Raw genomic sequence first — 14,989 nt, 5'->3', positions numbered from 1 at the left:
CGGTGGACATATCGTCCACACATGACGCCTGAGCAGTTGGCACCGATCGGTGACGCGCTGGCCCGGTTGCTGTCACCGCACGCCGAGGTCGTCCTGCACGACTCGGCCACCGACGAGGTCGTCGGGATCTGGAACCCGCTGTCCGGCCGCGAGCCGGGTGAGCCCTCACTGCTCGGCGAGCTGGACGAACTGTCCACGAGCGGTCCGGATGTGTACGGGCCCTACCCGAAGGTGCTGCCGGACGGTCGCCGGCTGTCCAGTGTCAGCGCCGTGATCCGGGACGACGACGGCAAGCCGGCGTACGTGTTCTGCATCAACGTGGACCGGACCGCGTTCGAGGAAGCGAGCCGTCTGCTCGCCGTCTTCGCCGCGCCGGTGGCCGGGCAGCCGCGCGTGCTGTTCGAGCACGACTGGTTCGAGACCCTCAACGAGATCGTCGCCGAGTACGTCCGGGAGCGCGGTGTCGCGGTCGAGCGGCTGAGCCGGGAGGACCGGGTGGAGCTGCTCGGCAAGCTGGACGCGGCGGGCGTGCTGAGCCAGCGGCGATCCGTTCCGGCGGTCGCGCGGGCGCTGCGGATGTCCCGGTCCGCGCTCTATCAGCATCTCGGTGAAGCCCGAAGGGAGCCGCATGCCGACCCTGCCTGACTTCCGGTTGGAGACGTACTTCGCGAAGTGGGAGTTCCGCGCCCGCTACCACCTGACCGCGTCTGATGCGCAGACGTTGGCGCTGTCCGAGCTGCTGGCCCTGGCGGACGACGACGGCCGGGAGCGCTGGGAGTCGCTCGCGCTCGGCTACACCGAGACCCGTGGGCTGCCGGCACTGCGGGAGGAGATCGCGGCGACCTACGAGTACGCCGACGCGGACGACGTACTGTGCTTCGCCGGTGCCGAGGAGGCGATCTACCTCGCCATGCGGACCCTGCTCGAGCCCACCGACCACCTCGTCGTACTCACGCCGAACTACCAGGCCGCCGAGACGATCCCGTTGGCCGTGTGTGAGGTCACCGGGGTCGCGTTGCAGGCCGACTCCGGTTGGGCGCTCGACGTCGAGGCGGTGGAACGCGCACTGCGACCGAACACCCGGATGGTGTCGGTCAACTTCCCCAACAACCCGACCGGCGCGGTGCCCACTCCCGAAGCTTGGCAAGCGTTGGTGCAACTCTGCGAGGACCGCGGCATCACGTTGTTCAGCGACGAGGTGTACCGCGGTCTCGAGCTCAACCGCTCACCGTTGCCACAAGCAACAGACCTCTCCGGTACGGCGCTCTCCCTCAACGTGATGTCGAAGGCGTACGGCCTGCCCGGACTGCGGATCGGCTGGATCGCCTGCCGGGACCGCACCGTCCTCGACAAGCTGGAACGCGCCAAGCACTACACAACCATCTGCAACTCCGCACCGAGTGAGGTGCTGGCGCTGATCGCGCTGCGCGCCCGGGATCACCTGCTCGACCGGAACCGCCGGATCGTCGCGGAGAACCTGCCGGTCTTCACCGACTTCTTCGCGCGCTACCCGGATCTGTTCGAGTTCACGTCGCCCGACGGAGGCTGCGTCTGCTTCCCGCGCTACCTCGGCGCCGACGGCGTCGAGACAATGTGCAGTGAGCTCGTCGAAGAGGCCGGCGTCCTGCTGCTGCCGTCGAGCATCTACAGTTCCGCGCTGACCGAGACCCCAACCGACCGCTTCCGCGTCGGCGTCGGCCGTCGCAACCCGTCGGAGGCACTGGCCGCGTGGGCCGACTGGCTGGAGAAGCGCCGATGACGCTGCCGGTGATCGGGCTCGCCGAGATCAGCCGGGTCGCCACCCCGTCGCTCGTCTTCTCCGCGGTCCGCGACGCGCTGATCGCCCACGCCGAAGGTCGTACGTCGGTCCCGGCGCCGATGGTGCTCGACTTCCCGGCCCACGCCGGCGACTGCCACGTGAAGGCCGGGTACGTCGACGGATCGCCGTACTTCGTGGTGAAGATCGCCAGCACGTTCGCGTCGGTCAACAACGGACTGATGCTCGTCGTGGACGCGACCAACGGTGCGCCCGCCGCCGTGCTCGCCGACGAGGGCAAGCTGACGGCGTGGCGTACGGCGGCCGCGGGAGCGTTGATCACCGACGCGATGACACCGGCCGACGTGGACGAGGTCGCCGTACTCGGGACTGGTGAGCAGGCGCTGATGCAGGTGCAGTGGCTGCGACAGGTGCGGCCGCTGCGTCGGGTGAAGGTGTGGGGCCGTCGACCGGAGGCTGTGGACGAGCTGTGTGCCGCGTTTGCGGCGGACGGCCTGGATGCGCGGCCCGATGCGCTGGACGGTGCGGCTTGTGTGATCGCGACGACCGCTGCCCGCTCGGCGTTGCCTGCCGAGGCGTTCCGATCCGCGATCCACGTCACCGGGATCGGGACCGACATGCCGGGCAAGGGTGAGTTGCCGGTCGAGGTGTTCGCCGGGGCTGTGATCGCGACCGACGACCACGAGCAGTGCCTCGACCACGGTGACTTCGGCAACGCCGTACGGGCCGGTGTGGTGGCGTCTGACGTGGACCTTGCGGTGGGCGCCGTACTGCGGGACGGGGTGGAGCGGGGTGGTCGGTCGGTGGCCGATCTGACCGGGATCGGCGCGGCCGACGCGGCGGTGGCGGCCGCCGTACTGGTTCAACTGGTCTTCGGACCTGGTACCGGCAATTGACAAAACTCGTTGGTCTCGCCAACCACCGGGAGATGCTGCTATCCCTGCTCGAGTCTGCTGATCGGCGCCCTAGGCAATGGATGCGGCCAGCGCAGATGGGGTGAGCTGGTGCTAGCAGGTCGTGGACTTGACGTTTGCCGCGAGTCGGACTGATGGCGGAAATACTGTCGGTTCTGGCTGATTGAGTGGACGGTATGTCCCGGTTCCGGATGTACCCGACTCCCGCGGAGCAGGCTGCGTTGCTGGAGCAGTGCAGGCATGCCCGGTACGTGTGGAACCTGGCGCTCGAGCAGCGGTCGATGTGGACCCGCGACAAAGGCCCGACACCGCGGTTTGCGGAGCAATGCCGGCAACTAACGGAGGCACGGGCCGAATTCGAATGGCTGCGGGCTGGGTCGCAGACCGTCCAGCAGCAGGCGCTGCGCGACTTCGACCAGGCAGTCAAGAACTTCTACTCAGGCACCCACCGGCGACCGACCTGGCGAAAGGCCGGGGTACATGAGGGATTCAGCATCGTCGGTGGTCAGGCGTCCCGGATCGTGAAGCTGAACCGGAAATGGGCGCGGGTGCTGGTGCCCAAGGTCGGCTGGGTCCGGTTCCGGCTGTCCCGTGCCATACCCGCCGCGAAATCCTATCGCATCACCCGCGATCGGGCGGGGCGCTGGCACCTCGCGTTCGCCGCGATCCCGCCGCCGATCCCGGCACCGGGTACGGGTGAGGTCGTCGGCGTGGACCGCGGCGTCACCGTCTCGGCGGCCCTGTCCACCGGCGAACTCCTGGCCTGCCCCGGGCTGTCGGACCGCGAGCAGGCACGCCTGAAGTGCCTGCAACGGCGTCTGGCCCGGTGCCGGCGAGGCTCCCAGCGGCGTCGGCGGGTGAAGGCTGCAATCGCGAAGCTGGTCGCCCGGGCCGGTGACCGGCGCAAGGACTGGGTGGAGAAGACCAGTACCGACCTCGCCCGGCGGTTCGACGTGGTCCGGGTGGAGGACCTGCGGGTGGCGCAGATGACCAGACGGACGAAGGCCAAGCCCGATCCGGGGCGGCCGGGCGGGTACCTGCCGAACCGAGCCAGGGCGAAGGCCGGTCTCAACCGCGGCATCCTCGCCAACGGCTGGGGACTGCTCGTTCAGCGCCTGGAGCATAAAGCCGCGGGACGGGTCGAGAGAATCAATCCTGCGTACACGTCGCAGACCTGCAGCGTCTGCGGGCACTGCGCACCGGAGAACCGCAAGAACCAAGCGGTCTTCCGATGCGCAGCCTGCGGACACCAGGCGAACGCGGACGTGAACGCGGCAGTCAACATCGCGGCCGGACGGGCCGTCAGCGCACGCCGAGAGACGCCCGCACGGGTCTCGCCGAAGCGTGAACCTCAACACGCTACCTCCGCGTAGTAGTTGGAATCCCCGGGTTTCGCGGCGGGGAGGACGTCAACCTACTGACGGGTCACTGAACTGAACTGAACAAGAAGCGGCCAACCCTCGAGACGCCGCTCTGACCTGTGGACAATGCGTGCCGGACTGAGTACGGTCCGTAAACGGCGTCCGCACCACGCCACCGCTCGGAGGGATGATCCCTCCCCTTGTCGGTGAGGTGCTGCCCGCCAGTAGCGCCTCACTGGTGGATGGGCAGAGCAGCCCGCGGCAGCTCGTCGCGGCCTGATGGGGGCCCATACACCTAGGTGGGGCGGCGAGCGTCACTCACACGCTCCCCGCCCCACCGACTCAACTCTCCCCCAACGCCACACCGTGGTTGTTCGTCTTGTTGGCTGACGGATGAACCAACAGGACGGTGCCGATGGCTGACTGGGAACGTGCGTTCAAGGAACTACTGGCGGCTCGCGGCGCCTCGTTGCGGGCTTACGCCTACCTGCTGACCGGTGAGTCGGCCGCAGCGGCCGACCTGGTCCAGGACGCGCTCTTGCGGGTCTTCGGCCGGCTGCGGGTCGGCAGCGACGTCGAGCAGCTCGAGGGCTACGTACGGCGCGCGATGCTCAACCAGTACGTCGACGGCCGTCGCCGGGCCAGGCTGTGGAAGGCCAATCGCCATCTGCTGGTGGATCCCGTCGTACATCACGACGACGACCCTGCGCTGGCGGACGAGGTCCGGCAGGCGTTGGCCACACTCTCGCCGCGGCAGCGCGCCTGCGTGGTTCTCCGGTACTACGAGGACCTCTCCGTCCTCGAGATCGCAGCGCAGCTCGACTGCGCCGAAGGCACGGTGAAACGTCACCTGGCCGACGCCCGGACCAAACTCGCCAGCCTGCTCGCGGTACCCGAGGAGACGATGAAATGACCGCCAACGACCTCAAGCACCTTCTCCAGACCGTGGCCACCCAGGGGACCGACAATGTCGAGCTGGACGAGCTCAGCCTGCTGCCCCGGATCCGCAGGCGACGTCGCCGGCGGACTGTGCTCACCGGGGTGACCGGCCTCGCCACGGCGGCCGTGGTCGCAGTCAGCGCCTATGCGGTGCTGCCCGGAGCCGAGACCACCGAGGTGGCGGAGCCTGGCCCGGTCGTGGTCACCACGTCTCCTGTCCCGCCGGTCAGGTGCGGGGCGGACGTCCCGGCGTCCGGCACCGGCACGACACTCAGGCAGCTGATGCAGAAGACCATCGCCCAGAGTCCCGATGGTTGGAGCGGCACTGTTCAGATCGTGCAGACCAACGTGCTCAACAGCACGCTGATCATCGGTCCTCCGCCTCGCGACCTGGTCGTCGTACAGGCGAACAAGATCGTCGGTCACGCGGTGCTGGCAAGCGCGGTCGGGACGGTGAAGATACCGCCGAAGCAGATGCACACCTCCTCCGCTGGTATCGACATCCGGAGCTGCGGCGGCACACGACTCGCGGCCGGCTCCTACCTGGTCTACGAAGATCTCGCAGGCGGAGCAGTCTCGAAGGTGCCGCTGGGCCGGATCGAGCTGACGTGAGGCGTCACCAGGGGTTTGCCGGATCGTCGGACAACTTTTGGTTGATCTGACGTTCGAATCCGGCCTCGGGCGGGCAGACTGACTGGCGACGCAGTGGTCCCCAACCGCCCCTGGGAGATGCCGTGCTTCGTTCCCGCGCATTCCGGCCCGTCCTGATCGTCAGCGTCGTACTCGCGCTGCTCGGCTTCGGCATCACGCCGACATCGGCGGCCACCCCCATCTCCGTGAGTACGGCGATCGGCCGGCAGGACGGGTCCACCGCGACGGTCATGGGGTACGTGGTCGGTCAGCCGACCGCCACCAACACCGTTGTGCGGAGCAACTTCCCGAACGACTACGCGCTCGCGCTGGCGGACTCGGCATCGCAGACCAGTACGTCGTCGATGCTGTACGTCCAGATCACGTCGGCGTTCAGGGCGTCGTACGGGCTGCGGAGCAACCCCGGGCTGGTCGGGCAGAAGATCACCGTGACCGGCACGCTGGGCGCGTACTTCTCGCACGCCGGGCTGACGAACACGACCGCGTTCAGCGGCGGTGGGTCGTCGGATCCGGGGCCGGACCCGGGTGACTACTACGCCGGGACCGAGGGCAAGACCGGCGCGGCGCTGAAGGCGGCGCTGCACACGATCATCTCGGACCAGACCAAGCTCAGCTACGACCAGGTCTGGAACGCGCTCAAGGACACCGACCAGGACCCGGCGAACACGAACAACGTCATCCTGCTGTACTCCGGCCGGTCCCAGAGCAAGACCACCAACGGCGGCGACCCGAACGACTGGAACCGCGAACACGTCTGGGCCAAGTCCCACGGCGACTTCGGTACGGCGACCGGCCCCGGCACCGACATCCACCACCTCCGCCCGGAGGACGTCTCGGTGAACGCGGCCCGCGGCAACCTCGACTTCGACAACGGCGGCTCAGCCGTCTCCGAATGCTCCGGCTGCACCGCCGACAGCGACTCCTTCGCCCCCCGCGCCGCGGTCCGCGGCGACGTCGCCCGGATGATCCTCTACATGGCCGTCCGCTACGAAGGCGACGACGGCTTCGCCAACCTGGAACCCAACAACTCCGTCAACAACGGCAGCGCCCCCTACATCGGCAAACTCACCGTCCTCAAAGCCTGGTCCGCCGCCGACCCACCCGACACCTTCGAAAAACGCCGCAACGAAGTCATCCACACCACCTACCAACACAACCGAAACCCCTTCATAGACCACCCCGAATGGATCACCTCAATCTGGCCGTGAGCTCACGCGATTGATCCGTCGGCGGCCAGGGCTCGAGCGCTCGTCTCGTGGTGCAGGCGCTCGAGCTTGGTTCGGCCGCCGCCGACGGCACTGAGGTGCGCCTCGGATGGCACGATGACCACAGCGATCCTGCGCCGCCTGACGGACCTGATCAGAGCGTCAAAGGCAGCTGGGTCAGTGCGGAACTGCTCCACGAAGACCTTGCACAGGTGGACTCCCTCCCGTTCCGCGAATGCCGCCAGTTGGTTCTCTGCCCGGGTCAGCTGATGGCAGGTCATGGACCGGTAGTGCCGCAGATATCCGACCGCGAGGGGCCTCTGGCCGGCCATGCCATGTCCTTTCGTGGTGGACGGGGCCGGCGCCGGTCTCAGGGGTTTCACAACGCCGGCCCCGCCGATCGAGGAGAACAGTCCCTATTTCAGCCATCAGCTCGTGCGGCCAGCAGGCGCAAAAACAGTGCACTCGGCAACGACCTGTGCAGAACCTGTGCACATCGGCGCAAATCGCCCCGGGATGGACCTGTTCGCTCCGCCGTCCTCCGGCTACTGTGAGTGGACCGGACCGGTTTCGCGAAGAGGCTGTATGAGTTCGCCCAATGAGTTGTTCGCCGCGCTGATGGACGAAGCGGCCTGTTCGCGAAGCGCGCTTGCCCGCGACATCCGTGAGTTGGCGGCGGCGAGAGGGCTCGACGACGTCCGTTGCGACCATGTCGACGTCGGTCGCTGGCTGATCGGGATGGTGCCGCGTGGCGACAAGCCTGCACTGATCGCCGAGGCACTCGGTCGACGTCTCGGTCGGGCTCTGGCACTGAGCGACCTGGGCTTCACCGGCGGACAGCCGCTGACGCTCGCTCTCTCATTCGCCGAATCACGCGACGCGACAACCCGGACTTCCCGCACGCTTTGGACAGAAGACTTGAAACGCTCGGAGTTCCTTCGCATGGCCGTCAGCGCCGGTGCGCTGACCACTCCGATGGCACGATGGCTGGTGTCACCGCCGGCTGATCCGCCGTACCGAACGAGCGGACTGCGGCGCGTCGGTACGGATGATGTCGCAGCTGTCCGGGCGACGCTGCACATGTTCGAAGCTCTCGACCATCAGTTCGGCGGTGGACACGCTCGTATGGCGGCGGTCCAGTACCTCAGCGACGCGGTGACGCCGCTCCTTGATGCGAACTACACCGACGCGATCGGTCGAGACCTGTTTGCCGTTGCGGCCCAGTTCACCTACAAGACCGGAGCGATGGCCTACGACGTCGGTCTGCACGGCTTGGCCCGCCGGTACTTCGTCCAGGCACTGAACCTGGCTCACGCGTCGGGCGAGCGTCCGCTAGGTGGAAAGGTCCTGGCTCTCATGAGTCATCAAGCCAACTACCTCGGTGAGTACCAGGAGGCCGTTGATCTGGCGAGAGCCGCCGCGCTCGGCGCACGTGGACAAGCCACGCCGCGTGTCAGGGCGATGTACGCCGCAATGGAGGCGCGCGGACTCGCGAGCATCGGCGACAAGCGGGCCTGCCTGCGGACCATGAAGCAAGCCGAGGCTGCCTTCGGACAGTCCTCCGGCGACGACGAGCCGGACTGGATCGAGTACTTCGACCAGGCGGAACTTCAGGACGAGTTGGCCCACTGCTTCACCGCGCTTCGTGCGCCGCGTGACGCCGAGCAGCATGCGAATTTCGCACTCGGCCAGTCGTCGGACCTGCATCCCCGAAGCCGCACCTTCTGCCGTATCTCACTCGCCACCTCCTACCTCGACGCGGGCGACGTTCCGCGAGCTTGTGACACCGCCACCGAAGCGCTGGTCGCCGCCGGAAGGATTAAGTCCGCGCGGGTCCGCACGTACGTGCGGGTCTTCGACCGGCGGCTGAACGACTTCGGGCGGCAGCGGTCGATCGCGCAGTTCCGGGAGCGGGCACGGCCGCTCCTGGCTGTCGCCTCCTGAATGGTCAGGTACCCGGGCTCCAGGATCTGGGGGAATCGGGGGTGCGGAGGGAGGCGATGCGGCGGGTGGCTTCTTCGGTCAGGCGGGGTTCGCGGACCAGTCGGCCGAGGAGCCAGGCGGTCATGCGGAACTCGCGGAGGGCTGCGAAGGTGCTGAAGCCGGGCCAGGTGCGGATGTCCCAGCCGTAGGCGGTGGTGAAGGCGTCGTACTCGGGGTCGGAGTACCAGCCGAGTCTTTGGTAGACCGCGGGTACGACGAGGTCCCACTCGCGGGGGCCGATGCTGAAGCGCTCGAGGTCCAGCAGTACGGCGCGTCCGTCGGCACCGCGGATCGCGTTCTTGCGGTTCGCGTCGCCGTGGATGACGCACACTGGCAGCCGCGCGCTCACCCGCGCGTACTCAGCCTGAAGCTCTCCAAGGCGCTCGGTGAGGAAGCTTCGATCGCTCGCGTTCAGAGCTGGTTCGGCAGCGGCGAGGTGCTCATCAACACGCACGAACGGGTCAAGTGCCGGGATGTCGAAGTCGGTCGGGACCGGCAGCGTGTGCAACTGACGCAGGAGTTCTGCGAGTTCCGCCGTACTGGCCATGGAGGCGCCTGGAACCTCGTGCCACAAGGTGACCACATGGCCGTCGACTGTCGCCGGTTGCTCGATCGAGTCCAACGGCCTCACGGCCGGGACGCCCTGGGCCGCTAGCCACCGTCCGGTGCGGACTTCACGGAGGGCTCGGTCGCTCGCCGCGGCCGTTGCGATCCGAGCCACTGTGCGACCGGGCAGACGGAAGACTGCGTTGTCGGCGATCGGTCCCAGCAGTTCGATCCCTGCGTCGTCGACGTGGAGCTTCGCGGCGACCGCCCGAGCAACCTCGAACGCCGCGTCGCGATCAACCGCCATGCGCGCAGTCTCTCACCGAGCCTTCTTCTTGGCGGTGTAGTAGGTGTGGGCGCCGTAGGTGTACATGGAGAGGCCTAGGGCGGCCATGGCGGCTATGACGGGCCAGTGCCATTGGGGTTCGAGGTGGAGGGCTAGGAACCAGGACTTGGTGTTGGTGTTGTTGGTGAGGAGGAAGATGGCGGGGACTACGGCTTGGGGGAAGAGGGGGATGGCGCCGAAGCCCAGGCAGTAGTTGGCGAGGGTACGGCGCCAGCGGGGGAGGTGGTCGAGGGCGGCGGCCTTCTTGGCCTGCTCGGTGGTGGAGCGGCCGTGCCTCAACAGGGTGAGGAGCTCGGGGCCGCGTTGCTCGAGGCGGACGGCTGCCAGGCGGCCGAGGTACCACCACGCCAGCACGCCGGATGCCACGCCGATCGGGACGCCCCACCAGGACCAGGCGAGGGCTGCACCGAGTGCTGGGCCGGCGGTGAGCGACACCAGGATGAGCATCACCCAGACGATGCCCATGGTCTCGCTCTCGTTCTCACCTGAGTTGAGCGGATTGCCGGACCGCTTGTGCGCGTCTGTCGTCGGCACGGCCGCGAACACCGAGCAGGCGACGACCAGCCCGGCCGCACCGCCCAGGAGCGCCGGCAGCACGCTCAGCACGAGCGGCCACGCGCTCGCGGAGCCCGACCACCAGGTGAGGAGGAGAGTGATCAGCAAGGTGGACGGCCCGAACACCAGCAGGAACGCGCGCTGCCGAGCTCTGACATCCGGTCCGGCCGAACCAGGAGTCATGAGCGTGGTCCACAGCGCCGTACCGTCCGAGCCGTACAGGTTGGACGACATCGATCCGGCCATCACGAGCGCAGCCGGACCGGCCCACGGCAGCATGCCCTTCCACCCGATGGCCAACGGCATCAGACAGAAGAACAGCCCATAGCTGATCGCGAACACCGCCCGGTGCCCGTAGAGCAGGTCACGCGTCCACGACCGGAGTTCCTTGGCTGCAGCCGCGTCACGCGGACCAGTCGCCGTCAGCAACCGCCGTGGCTTGCGTCCGGCGCGGCTGGCCGTCGTACGTCGTACCAAGAGAGCGGACCAGCCGACGAACATCACCAGAGCCAGCAACGCAAGACCCGCAAAGGCCAACAGCACCCGCAGCCACTCACCACGCCCAGCAGCCTCTACCGCGACCAGACCCCAGCCAGACGGCGCAACACGCGCGCCGCGAGCCATGGTGCCCTGCACATCCGTGGACACGAAGGCGACGATCAGAGCCCACCCCTGCGCGGCGAACGCGAGGATGAACGCGTTGACGACCGCAGCGAGTACGGCGCCGGACCGCACCTGCAGGAGTACGCCGTACACCGCAACAGCCAGCCTGGACGCCAGCGCAAAGCACAGAAGCTGCAGAACCACAGCAGGCAAGGCGATCAGGGCTGCGGCGACGGAGAGCTGAGCACCGACGACTGCCAGGCTCAGCAGCGCCAGCAGGGTGATGACCGGCGCGACACCAGCCAGCGCGGCGGTGAGGAGTCCGGCGGAGAGTGTGCGCGGCGAGATCGGGAGCATGCTGAAGTACTCCGGCTTGAGCGTCTCGTCACCACCACCGGCGAACAGCGGCCCGACGATCCAGCCGAGCATCCACACCGCCAGAGCGACGACGAGCACGTCCAGGTCGCCCTTGCCGGCCACCCAGATCGTCCCGCCGGCCAGCACCACGCCGACGAACGCGCCGGTACCGATCCAGCTCAGCCGGTTCTGGTCCTTCAGCGCGTGCCGGAACGCGGCCAGCCGCATCCGGACCATCGTCTGCGAGGTGGCGTACGTCAGGCCGACAGCCATGACAGTCCTTCCGCGCCACGGGTCGAGGCGCCGACCAATGACACGAACGCGTCCTCCAGGCTGCCACCCGCCTGCACCTCAGAAACAGTGCCCGAGGCAACGACCTTCCCCTCCGCGATGACCGCCACCCGATCGCACAGCTGCTCGACCAGCGCCATCACGTGACTCGACATCACCACCGAGCCGCCGCCGGCGATGAACCTGTTCAGGATGGTCCGGATCGTCGCCGCCGACACCGGGTCGACCGCCTCGAACGGTTCGTCCAGCACCAGCAGCCGCGGCGCGTGCAGCAGCGCGACCGCCAGGCCGAGCTTCTTCCGCATCCCGGTCGAGTACCCGATCACCTGCTTCTCGTCCTCGTGATCGAGTTCGAGCACCTCGAGGAGTTCCGTCGTACGACGATCGACCTCGTCCGCCGGCAATCCGCGCAGCAGCCCGAGATAGGTGAGCACCTCACGCCCGGTCAACCGCTCCGGCATCCCGAGCCCGTCCGGCAGTACGCCGACCAACGCCTTGGCCCGGGTGGGATCCGCCCACACGTCCACCCCGAAGATCTTCGCCGTACCGGCGTCCGGCCGCAGCAGCCCGACCGCCATCGACAACGAGGTCGTCTTCCCGGCCCCGTTCGGCCCGAGCATCCCGAAGAACGACCCCTTCGGCACGGCCAGACTCAGGTCGTCGACCGCCTTCTCGTCCCCGAAGACCTTCGTCAACCCCACCAACTCGAACGCCTGCTCCATACGCCAACTCTGGCATCCAGCGGGCGACCAGGTCGTCAGTCCCGCGACCGATCCGCCAGATCATCCGAGCGCCGGACCCAGCGACCGAGCGCGGCACTGCGAGAGCGGGGACGTCAGATGGTCGTCCGGTCGCGGGAGCGGGGATCGGTGACGGCTCGGGTGCGGTAGATGTCGCCCTTGACGGCGGTCGCGCGCCAGGGCCGGGCGTGGGCGAGAGGTCCCTTCTGGGCCGGGTCGTCGCGGTCGATGGTGGTGATGGTGAGCTCGGACTTGCCGGCCAACTGGGACGCGTACGTGCCGTCGGGGGCGATCAGGCCGGACGGCATCAGGTCGACGGTCTGGGCGGGGAGTGACATCGCGACCCAGTAGCAGTTGATCGCGGCGTACGCGCGGGCCTTCACCTCGAAGACCGCGTCGACCGGGTACGCCGACAGCAGCAGGCACTCGACACCGAGCCGCTCATACTGACTGAACAGATGCGGGAAGTTGATCTCGATACAGATCATGCAGCCGAACCGGTAGCCGTCCACGTCGAACACCACCGGGTCGAAACCGGGCGAGTAGAAGTGGTTGATCTCCGTGTTGGACAAGAACCGCTTGTCGTAGCGATCGACGAGCTCCCCGGCGTCGGAGATGACGTACAGGCTGTTGTGCGGCCGGTGCGGCGGTGTCAGCGGATGCGCCGACCCGAGCACCACCCAAAGCCGAAGCTCTGCGGCCAGCGCCATGATCTGCTCGAGCTCACCGCGGACCGCGTCCCAGTCGACGTCCGACCAGTCGGCGATCTGCTCCTTCGCGTACCCGCTCAGCAACCCTTCGGGGAACTGCACCAGCCGCGCCCGCCCGGCGGCTGCCTTCCGCATCAGCGACCGGACCGTCTTCCCGTTCTCCCGCGCGTCCGTACTGATCCGTGGCTGAGCAATGGCAATCCGTATCCCCGTCATCGCCCTACCGTCTCAGCCCGCGCCGACAGATCGCCCCAACGCCACGAACATCCTCGGTCCCACCCGGAGCCCGGCCTACCACCCGCCGATCGGGTGATGGTCGCCACACCGGAGGCACCCCTCGGGAATGCAAAAAGTCCCGGTCGTTGACCGGGACTTGTTGTGCGCGAGGGGGGAGTTGAACCCCCACGCCCTTTCGGGCACACGGACCTGAACCGTGCGCGTCTGCCTATTCCGCCACCCGCGCGCTTGATCGCATCTGACAGTGTCATCTGCAACCGAGAAGGAACAGTAGCACGGGTCGAACGGAACGTTCACATTGCGGGTTGGGTCGAACCTCCCGATACGATCGATCGTCGTACCCGGTGTGTCCACCGCGACGGTGGACGCGACGTACGGCGTGCCTGTCGAGGGCGCCGGACGGCAAGCAGGATCGTTGGCACCAACCGGCGACCGGACCGTGGAGGAGGAGGCGTGCGACCGCTGCAGCGCTTCGAGCGACGTCTGGAGGGCATTGTGAGCGGTGTCTTCGCGCGTGCGTTCAAGGGCGACGTCGAGCCGATCGAGCTGGCGGCGGCGCTCAAGCGTGAGATCGACAACACCGCGCGGATCCTGTCCAGGGACCGCCGGCTGGTGCCGAATCACTTCACCATCGAGCTCGGCCCGGGCGACTTCGAACGGCTGAACGCCTACGGCCAGACTCTCAACCACGAACTGGCGAACGAACTGCGCGACCATGCCGACATCCAGCGGTACACGTTCTCCGGCCCGATCGAGATCGCGCTGACCCAGCAGGACGACCTGCCGACGGGTAAGTTCCGTGTGGTCAGTGCCACGGTCGGGACCCAACGGCCCCGTCCGCAGCCCCAGCCCTACCAGCAGGAGCCCTACGTGCCGCCGAACGACGGCCCCACGGTGATGCAGAGCGCGCCGCCACCGCCCCAGCAACAGCCGCCGCGCCGCGGCCACCCGCAGGTGATGCTCGAGGTGAACGGCCGTCGCCGGCCGGTCAACCCGCCGGGTGTCGTCCTCGGCCGCGGGACCGACGCGGACATCCAGATCAACGACCCGGGGGTGTCCCGGCGGCACGCGGAGATCCGGCTGATGCCGGAGGGCCCCGGCGGTGTCCGGGTGGTGCTGGTCGACCTGGGCTCCACCAACGGGACCCTGGTGAACGGACGGCGGAGCACCGAGGCCGAGCTGGTCGACGGCTCGACCGTTCGCATCGGGAACACGACGATGACGCTGCGTCTGGCGGACGAGCCGATCGCCCAGCCGCCGAGCAGCGGGTGGTGACTGACCTTCCATGTCGGAACTGACCCTGACCCTGATCAAACTGGGGTTCCTGGCCCTGTTGTGGATGTTCGTCCTCGCGGTGCTGTCCGTGATCAGGTCCGACCTGTTCGGCGCGAAGGTCGACAGCCGTGCGGCGGCCGCCGTCGTACCGCAGAACAGCCGGACCCCGAAACCGGCCAAGCCGGTGAAGAAGCGCAAGGGCCTGCCCGGGTCGGTGACGATCGCGGACGGGCCCCAGGCCGGGGTCGGTGCGACCCTGGTGGACGAGCCGGTGATCATCGGCCGCGGCTCGGACTGCCAGATCCGGCTGGATGACGACTACTCTTCCACCCGGCACTCCCGGCTGTTCCTCTCCGAGGGCCAGTGGTGGGTCGAGGACCTCGGCTCCACCAACGGCACGTACCTGGACGGCCAGCGGGTGACCCGCCCGGTGCCGGCCGAGATCGGCGGATCGATCCGGATCGGCCGGACGACGCTGAACATCGCGAAGTAGGCCTGC

15 protein-coding genes and 1 tRNA gene are annotated in these 14,989 nt (G+C 68.0%); 10 read left to right on the top strand and 6 right to left on the bottom strand.

The window, feature by feature from the left end; genetic code table 11:
* Positions 1 to 21 precede the first annotated feature (21 nt).
* The 7 genes from ACGFIF_RS35995 to ACGFIF_RS35965 all read left to right on the top strand — a co-directional run bounded on the left by ACGFIF_RS35995 (position 22) and on the right by ACGFIF_RS35965 (position 6,850).
* The gene (locus tag ACGFIF_RS35995; RefSeq protein ID WP_393160693.1) at positions 22 to 645 is read left to right on the top strand and encodes a transcriptional regulator; all 624 of its coding nucleotides are present in this window, start codon (positions 22 to 24) and stop codon (positions 643 to 645) included.
* A complete protein-coding gene (locus ACGFIF_RS35990) occupies positions 629 to 1,759 on the top strand; it encodes a pyridoxal phosphate-dependent aminotransferase (RefSeq protein ID WP_393160691.1) in 1,131 nt (376 codons plus the stop codon). Before ACGFIF_RS35995 ends, ACGFIF_RS35990 begins: the two co-directional genes overlap by 17 nt.
* Positions 1,756 to 2,673: an ornithine cyclodeaminase family protein gene (locus ACGFIF_RS35985; protein WP_393160689.1), complete on the top strand. Its 918-nt coding sequence runs from the start codon at positions 1,756 to 1,758 to the stop codon at positions 2,671 to 2,673. The genes ACGFIF_RS35990 and ACGFIF_RS35985 overlap by 4 nt, the downstream gene beginning before the upstream one ends.
* A gap of 194 nt (positions 2,674 to 2,867) precedes the next feature.
* Complete coding sequence (locus ACGFIF_RS35980) at positions 2,868 to 4,064, top strand: RNA-guided endonuclease InsQ/TnpB family protein (protein WP_393160687.1); 1,197 nt, start codon at positions 2,868 to 2,870, stop codon at positions 4,062 to 4,064.
* 403 nt (positions 4,065 to 4,467) lie between these two features.
* On the top strand, positions 4,468 to 4,965 hold the full coding sequence (locus ACGFIF_RS35975) for an RNA polymerase sigma factor (protein WP_393160685.1): 498 nt from the start codon (positions 4,468 to 4,470) through the stop codon (positions 4,963 to 4,965).
* Positions 4,962 to 5,603, top strand: a complete 642-nt coding sequence (locus tag ACGFIF_RS35970) for a hypothetical protein (protein WP_393160683.1) — start codon at positions 4,962 to 4,964, stop codon at positions 5,601 to 5,603. The genes ACGFIF_RS35975 and ACGFIF_RS35970 overlap by 4 nt, the downstream gene beginning before the upstream one ends.
* A gap of 122 nt (positions 5,604 to 5,725) precedes the next feature.
* Positions 5,726 to 6,850 (top strand): endonuclease, encoded by a 1,125-nt coding sequence (locus tag ACGFIF_RS35965; RefSeq protein WP_393160681.1) that lies wholly within the window; start codon positions 5,726 to 5,728, stop codon positions 6,848 to 6,850.
* Between the two features lie 2 nt (positions 6,851 to 6,852).
* On the opposite strand, the gene ACGFIF_RS35960 is transcribed toward ACGFIF_RS35965, so the two are convergent.
* The gene (locus tag ACGFIF_RS35960) at positions 6,853 to 7,179 is read right to left on the bottom strand and encodes a hypothetical protein (protein WP_393160679.1); all 327 of its coding nucleotides are present in this window, start codon (positions 7,177 to 7,179) and stop codon (positions 6,853 to 6,855) included.
* Positions 7,180 to 7,195: 16 nt separating this feature from the next.
* Between ACGFIF_RS35960 and ACGFIF_RS35955 the strand changes: the two genes are divergently transcribed.
* Entirely contained in the window at positions 7,196 to 8,791 is a 1,596-nt protein-coding gene (locus ACGFIF_RS35955) for a hypothetical protein (RefSeq protein ID WP_393160677.1), read from the top strand.
* Positions 8,792 to 8,795: 4 nt separating this feature from the next.
* Here the strand turns inward: ACGFIF_RS35955 and ACGFIF_RS35950 are convergent, their stop codons facing one another.
* From ACGFIF_RS35950 to ACGFIF_RS35930, 5 genes are all read right to left on the bottom strand, one after another.
* Entirely contained in the window at positions 8,796 to 9,683 is an 888-nt protein-coding gene (locus ACGFIF_RS35950; protein ID WP_393160675.1) for a phosphotransferase, read from the bottom strand.
* Positions 9,684 to 9,695: 12 nt separating this feature from the next.
* Positions 9,696 to 11,510: a hypothetical protein gene (locus ACGFIF_RS35945; RefSeq protein ID WP_393160673.1), complete on the bottom strand. Its 1,815-nt coding sequence runs from the start codon at positions 11,508 to 11,510 to the stop codon at positions 9,696 to 9,698.
* Positions 11,495 to 12,250 (bottom strand): ABC transporter ATP-binding protein, encoded by a 756-nt coding sequence (locus ACGFIF_RS35940; protein ID WP_393160671.1) that lies wholly within the window; start codon positions 12,248 to 12,250, stop codon positions 11,495 to 11,497. Before ACGFIF_RS35940 ends, ACGFIF_RS35945 begins: the two co-directional genes overlap by 16 nt.
* 113 nt (positions 12,251 to 12,363) lie before the next feature.
* Positions 12,364 to 13,194: a carbon-nitrogen hydrolase family protein gene (locus ACGFIF_RS35935; RefSeq protein WP_393160669.1), complete on the bottom strand. Its 831-nt coding sequence runs from the start codon at positions 13,192 to 13,194 to the stop codon at positions 12,364 to 12,366.
* A gap of 163 nt (positions 13,195 to 13,357) precedes the next feature.
* Positions 13,358 to 13,441 (bottom strand) — tRNA-Leu (locus tag ACGFIF_RS35930).
* Between the two features lie 227 nt (positions 13,442 to 13,668).
* Here ACGFIF_RS35930 and ACGFIF_RS35925 point away from each other — a divergent pair.
* Positions 13,669 to 14,490 (top strand): FhaA domain-containing protein, encoded by an 822-nt coding sequence (locus ACGFIF_RS35925; protein WP_393160667.1) that lies wholly within the window; start codon positions 13,669 to 13,671, stop codon positions 14,488 to 14,490.
* Positions 14,491 to 14,500: 10 nt separating this feature from the next.
* The gene (locus tag ACGFIF_RS35920; protein WP_393160665.1) at positions 14,501 to 14,983 is read left to right on the top strand and encodes an FHA domain-containing protein; all 483 of its coding nucleotides are present in this window, start codon (positions 14,501 to 14,503) and stop codon (positions 14,981 to 14,983) included.
* Positions 14,984 to 14,989: the final 6 nt, after the last annotated feature.

The sequence above is a fragment of the Kribbella sp. NPDC049174 genome (assembly GCF_043197365.1).
Classification (GTDB): domain Bacteria; phylum Actinomycetota; class Actinomycetes; order Propionibacteriales; family Kribbellaceae; genus Kribbella.
This window is presented reverse-complemented; position numbering and strand designations above follow the sequence as displayed.

What these genes read in the sequence shown, in the direction of transcription:
- ACGFIF_RS35995 (WP_393160693.1), top strand. Translation starts at nt 22, where the DNA reads ATGACGCCTGAGCAGTTGGCACCGATCGGTGACGCGCTGGCCCGGTTG.
- ACGFIF_RS35990 (WP_393160691.1), top strand. Translation starts at nt 629, where the DNA reads ATGCCGACCCTGCCTGACTTCCGGTTGGAGACGTACTTCGCGAAGTGG.
- ACGFIF_RS35985 (WP_393160689.1), top strand. Translation starts at nt 1,756, where the DNA reads ATGACGCTGCCGGTGATCGGGCTCGCCGAGATCAGCCGGGTCGCCACC.
- ACGFIF_RS35980 (WP_393160687.1), top strand. Translation starts at nt 2,868, where the DNA reads ATGTCCCGGTTCCGGATGTACCCGACTCCCGCGGAGCAGGCTGCGTTG.
- ACGFIF_RS35975 (WP_393160685.1), top strand. Translation starts at nt 4,468, where the DNA reads ATGGCTGACTGGGAACGTGCGTTCAAGGAACTACTGGCGGCTCGCGGC.
- ACGFIF_RS35970 (WP_393160683.1), top strand. Translation starts at nt 4,962, where the DNA reads ATGACCGCCAACGACCTCAAGCACCTTCTCCAGACCGTGGCCACCCAG.
- ACGFIF_RS35960 (WP_393160679.1), bottom strand. Translation starts at nt 7,179, where the DNA reads ATGGCCGGCCAGAGGCCCCTCGCGGTCGGATATCTGCGGCACTACCGG.
- ACGFIF_RS35950 (WP_393160675.1), bottom strand. Translation starts at nt 9,683, where the DNA reads ATGGCGGTTGATCGCGACGCGGCGTTCGAGGTTGCTCGGGCGGTCGCC.
- ACGFIF_RS35945 (WP_393160673.1), bottom strand. Translation starts at nt 11,510, where the DNA reads ATGGCTGTCGGCCTGACGTACGCCACCTCGCAGACGATGGTCCGGATG.
- ACGFIF_RS35940 (WP_393160671.1), bottom strand. Translation starts at nt 12,250, where the DNA reads ATGGAGCAGGCGTTCGAGTTGGTGGGGTTGACGAAGGTCTTCGGGGAC.
- ACGFIF_RS35935 (WP_393160669.1), bottom strand. Translation starts at nt 13,194, where the DNA reads ATGACGGGGATACGGATTGCCATTGCTCAGCCACGGATCAGTACGGAC.
- ACGFIF_RS35920 (WP_393160665.1), top strand. Translation starts at nt 14,501, where the DNA reads ATGTCGGAACTGACCCTGACCCTGATCAAACTGGGGTTCCTGGCCCTG.